This is a genomic window from Longimicrobiaceae bacterium, from assembly GCA_036375715.1.
In the GTDB taxonomy this organism is placed as follows: domain Bacteria; phylum Gemmatimonadota; class Gemmatimonadetes; order Longimicrobiales; family Longimicrobiaceae; genus DASVBS01.
On sequence record DASVBS010000010.1, the window covers coordinates 1 to 4,476 of the forward strand.

8 protein-coding genes are annotated in these 4,476 nt (G+C 66.7%); 7 read left to right on the forward strand and 1 reads right to left on the reverse strand.

Annotated elements, in window-relative coordinates; translation table 11 throughout:
- The 7 genes from VF167_01870 to VF167_01900 form a co-directional block, all read left to right on the forward strand.
- On the forward strand, positions 1–381 hold a 381-nt coding region (locus tag VF167_01870; protein ID HEX6924150.1), incomplete at its 5' end, for a hypothetical protein.
- Positions 378–737: a hypothetical protein gene (locus VF167_01875; protein HEX6924151.1), complete on the forward strand. Its 360-nt coding sequence runs from the start codon at positions 378–380 to the stop codon at positions 735–737. The genes VF167_01870 and VF167_01875, both read left to right, overlap by 4 nt.
- Positions 734–1,474, forward strand: a complete 741-nt coding sequence (locus tag VF167_01880; GenBank protein HEX6924152.1) for a site-specific DNA-methyltransferase — start codon at positions 734–736, stop codon at positions 1,472–1,474. Before VF167_01875 ends, VF167_01880 begins: the two co-directional genes overlap by 4 nt.
- On the forward strand, positions 1,471–1,920 hold the full coding sequence (locus VF167_01885; GenBank protein ID HEX6924153.1) for a DUF2493 domain-containing protein: 450 nt from the start codon (positions 1,471–1,473) through the stop codon (positions 1,918–1,920). The genes VF167_01880 and VF167_01885 overlap by 4 nt, the downstream gene beginning before the upstream one ends.
- Complete coding sequence (locus VF167_01890) at positions 1,920–2,189, forward strand: hypothetical protein (protein ID HEX6924154.1); 270 nt, start codon at positions 1,920–1,922, stop codon at positions 2,187–2,189. Before VF167_01885 ends, VF167_01890 begins: the two co-directional genes overlap by 1 nt.
- A complete protein-coding gene (locus VF167_01895) occupies positions 2,186–3,784 on the forward strand; it encodes a DNA cytosine methyltransferase (GenBank protein ID HEX6924155.1) in 1,599 nt (532 codons plus the stop codon). Before VF167_01890 ends, VF167_01895 begins: the two co-directional genes overlap by 4 nt.
- A gap of 76 nt (positions 3,785–3,860) precedes the next feature.
- Positions 3,861–4,121, forward strand: a complete 261-nt coding sequence (locus VF167_01900; GenBank protein ID HEX6924156.1) for a hypothetical protein — start codon at positions 3,861–3,863, stop codon at positions 4,119–4,121.
- Between the two features lie 19 nt (positions 4,122–4,140).
- Here VF167_01900 and VF167_01905 read toward each other — a convergent pair.
- The coding region (locus tag VF167_01905) for a hypothetical protein (GenBank protein ID HEX6924157.1) at positions 4,141–4,476 on the reverse strand (336 nt) is incomplete at its 5' end.

The window sequence follows — 4,476 nt, forward strand, 5'->3', positions numbered from 1 at the left end:
GGCGTGAACCGGACCCTCCTCACCCGCGAACGCGCCCGCGCCGAAGCCCGGCGCAGAGCTGACATGCTCCGCACCCGCGCCCGAATCGTCCTGTCCGGCCGGTGGAACCTGTGCCCGGAGGAGATCCCCGCGGCCATAGCCGAGCTCCACCCGGAGATACCGGAGGCCGAGCGGGAAGCCCTCGCCCGCGAGGTGCGCCGAGTCCAGCGCGAGGAGAGCCCCCGCCGCGTGCCGGTGGGATCGGTGCGGGTCCGGCCGCCGGAGCTGGAGGGGAAGGACGTCTACGGCACACCCGCCGACGCGGACCGCTGGCGGAGGATCTTCGCGGACAGCCTGGAGAACCGGCCGCAGGTGCGGCGGGAGAGGGAGGTGGAGGGGTGAGCGGATCCTTCAAGATCGGCTGGGCCGACCGCCTTCGGGGCCTGCTGACGGGCCGCGTGCGGTCCGTACACGCGATCGGCGATCCGGTGGTCTACCGGCTCAGCTACGGCGGGGCGGCGGCCACGATCGACGACGACGCCTTCGGCTTCGGCAACGGTCGCCCGCGATGGGACCCCAGAGGCCGTCCCGTGCTGGAGGTCGATGTGCCCGACGCGCTGCGCTCGATGGCGTGCCCCTGCTGCGATCAGATCGTGAGCATCCACCGCATCCATCTTCCACATCGGGGCGGCTTCTCGCTTTGGATGCAGCTCAAGCGGATCGCGGAGACCATCGACGCGCGGGAGGCGGCACCGTGAGGCCGTACTACAAGGACGAATCAGTTGTGCTCTACCACGGGGACTGGCGCGATGCGGCATGGCTTCGCGGAGACCTCATCATCGCGGACCCACCATATGGCGAGACGTCCCTGGATTGGGATCGCTGGCCCAGCGGGTGGCCCGGGCAAGCATTGCCACTGGCGCCGCAGATGTGGTGCTTCGGGTCGTTCCGGATGTTTTGGGATCGGAGCCTCGAATTCGACGGGTGGAAGTTGGCTCAGGAAGTAATTTGGGAGAAGCACAACGGCAGCGGATTCCACGCCGATCGGTTCAAGCGGGTGCATGAAGTGGTGGCGCACTTCTACACCGGCGCATGGGGAGACCTCTACCTGGCTCCGGTTACCACCCCGGACGCCACGAAGCGCACCATTCGCAGGAAGAGGCGCCCACCACACACCGGCCGCATCGAGGCGGGAAGCTACGCCAGCGAGGATGGTGGGCCGCGCCTGATGCGCTCGGTGATTCAGGTACGCTCGTGCCACGGCCGCGCGATCAACGAAACGCAGAAGCCGGAGGGTATCGTCCGGCCGCTTATTGAGTACTCGTGCCCGCCGGGCGGTACGGTGATCTCCCTGTTTGCGGGGAGCGGGACGGATCTACTCGTCGCGAAGGAGCTGGGGCGGAAGGCCATCGGCTTCGAGGTGCGCGAAGGGCAGTGCGAAGGTGCTGCGCGCCGGCTGTCGCAGGAGGTGCCGGCGTTAGGAGGTGCAGCGTGACGCGCGTACTCGTCTGCGGCGGCCGGGAGTTCAACGACGCTGAGCGCATCGGTTACGCCCTGGACCGCTTCCACGCGCGCAAGGGGCCGATCTCAGTCCTGATCCACGGGGCGGCTCGAGGTGCGGACTCGATTGCCGGACAATGGGCGGCCAGCAGGGGTGTCGAAGCCCTGTCGTTCCCGGCCAACTGGACGAGGGATGGCAAGGCCGCCGGGCCGATCCGCAACCAGAGGATGCTGGACGAGGGGCAGCCGGACGTGGTAATCGCGTTCCCTGGCGGAGGCGGAACGGCCGACATGGTACGCCGCGCGAAAGCCGCCGGGGTGCAGGTCTACGAGGTGGAGGGTGAGGGTGCTACGCCTCGGCTATGCTCCGCAACTCCGCCGCCAGCCGGCGTAGCCATGAGTCGGCGAATCACTGATAAACCCACAAGGAGATCACCCTGATGGACGCACACGTCCCGCTCCTGATTGCCTCCCTCGCGGCCAACGTACTGATGCTTGTCTCTCTGGCATTGTCTGCATGGGACAACTACCGGCTTGTCAAAGAGTTGAAGCAAGGCGAGGCCAGGCTAGACGCCGCCATCCAGAGGGCGGAGGAGCGAGAGCGCACGCTTCACCGCCTTGCCGCCGACGCGGACCGCTGGCGGAGGATCTTCGCGGACAGCATGGCGAACCGGCCGGTGGTGGTCAGGGAGAGGGAGGTGGAGGGGTGATTTATCCCCAGCTCCTCCTGGATGTCCACCAGGAACTGATCGTGGACCTATTCGCTGGCGGCGGCGGTGCCTCCCAGGGGATCGAGGCCGCACTGGGGCGCCAGGTCGATATCGCGATCAACCACGATCCGGATGCGGTGTCGCTGCACGAGGTCAACCACCCCCAAACTCGGCACTTCGTGTCCGACGTCTTCGAAGTGGATCCGAAGACTGCAACGGGCGGCCGTCCGGTCGGGCTGCTCTGGGCCTCCCCTGATTGCACGGACCACTCGACCGCTAAGGGCGGCAAGCCTATCCGGACGAAGAAGCGCCGGGCACTTGCGTGGGTCGTGACCCGCTGGGCGGGCCAAGTGCGGCCGCGGGTCATCTGCCTGGAGAACGTGCCCGAGTTTGTGGGATGGGGGCCGCTGGTGGGCAAGCCGGGAGAGTACCGTCGGTGCCCGAAGCGCGCGGGTCGCACCTTCCGCGCATTCGTTCGCTCGCTTGAGCAGCTCGGCTACGCGGTGGAGTGGCGCGAGCTCCGCGCGTGCGACTACGGGGCGCCGACGATCCGGAAGCGGCTGTTCCTCATCGCGCGCTGCGACGGCAAGCCGATCGTCTGGCCCGAGCGGACGCACGGCACCAGGCGGCGGCCCCACCGCAGCGCAGCCGAGTGCATCGACTGGTCCATTCCGATGTGCTCGATATTCGCCACGAAGGAAGAGGCGCGCGCCTGGGCGAAGCTGCACGGAGTCGGAACCCCGAAACGCCCGCTCGCGGATGCCACCATGCGGCGGATCGCACGGGGCATCGTGCGATTCGTGCTCGAGGATCCGCAGCCGTTCATCGTCGGCGTAGGCGGCAGGCAGGGGCAGTCACCCGAGCGCGGGATCCGCCAGCCGTACCAGACGGTGACCACGAAGGCGGACTCCGCACTGGTGGTACCCACGCTCGTGCAGACCGGCTACGGCGAGCGTGAGGGACAGGCGCCTCGGTCGCTGGACCTGCACCAGCCGCTCGGGACGATCGTGGCGACGGGCAACAAGCACGCACTCGTTGCCGCCTACCTGGCGAAGCATTTCACCGGCGTTGACGGTGCGCGGCTGCATGCGCCCATGCCGACAGTAACGACGGTGGATCACAATGCGGTCGTGACGGCGCACCTGATGAACTACCACGCGGAGAGGCGGGACGGCGAGGTGCGCGGCGCTGCGCTGCGGGACCCGCTCCCCACGATCGATACCGCCAACCGGCACGCCCTCGTCTACGCCTTCCTCCAGAAATACTACGGACAGGGGATCGGCTCCTCGATGAACGAGCCGATGGGGGCGGTGACCACAAAGGACCGCATGGGCCTCGTGACGGTCACCGTGGACGGAGGAGAGTACGCGATCGCTGACATAGCCATGCGGATGCTGGTACCCCGCGAGCTGTTCAATGCGCAGGGATTCCCGCCGGAGTACGTGATCGATCGCGGGGCAGATGGGCGAAAGCTCTCGGGTAAGGTGCAGGTCCGCCTTGCAGGGAACAGTGTCTCGCCACCCAACGCCGCGGCCATCGTGCGTGCCAACGTGCCGGAGATGATCGCGCGGGACGAAGCCAAGAGGATCGCGTGAGGCACCCCCTCCTGATCCTGGCGTGCAGTCGAGGTGTCACGGAAGTGGTTGTTTGCTACCGATTGAGGGGGTACTAATGGGTACGAAGGATAAGAAAAAGCACCCCGAGCGGGGCGAGTACCGCGGAATATTCGTCGCGCTCGCCGACGACCCGGACTTCCAGAACCTCAGTATGGAAGCGCAGTGGGTCTTCTATACGCTCAAGCTCAGGCTAGGTCGCGCGGGTATTGACGTGTTCTACCCCGCCTCGCTCGCCGACTTATTCGGAAAGGGTTCGACGAACCCTTCCGGGAACCCTTCCGGGAACCCTTCCGGGAAGGGATCCCGCACTACATAAGACAGAAGACAAAAGACTATTAACTACTAACGAAGCTAAAGCTTCGGGGACTGCGGCTGCGCCGCCGGACGATGAACCCACGGACGGCAAGGACCTGCTCGCAGCCGCCCGAGGCGAGGCCGCCGTCCTGATCCGCAAGCACCTCTGGCTCGGAGACGAGCCGCCGCACCCGGACTGGAGCCTTGGTCGCGACCTGAACATCTGGAAGCAACTCCTCAAGCAATTCCAGCCGCACGAACTGAACGGCGCCATCTCGTTGTGTCGCATCGCGCTGCTTGGCGAACTCGACCCGGAGAAGCCGATCACGATGCGCTTCTTCAACCGCGACGGGCAGCGGGACATCATCAGCCGGTGC

What these genes read in the sequence shown, in the direction of transcription:
- VF167_01890 (HEX6924154.1), top strand. Translation starts at nt 1,920, where the DNA reads ATGGACGCACACGTCCCGCTCCTGATTGCCTCCCTCGCGGCCAACGTA.
- VF167_01900 (HEX6924156.1), top strand. Translation starts at nt 3,861, where the DNA reads ATGGGTACGAAGGATAAGAAAAAGCACCCCGAGCGGGGCGAGTACCGC.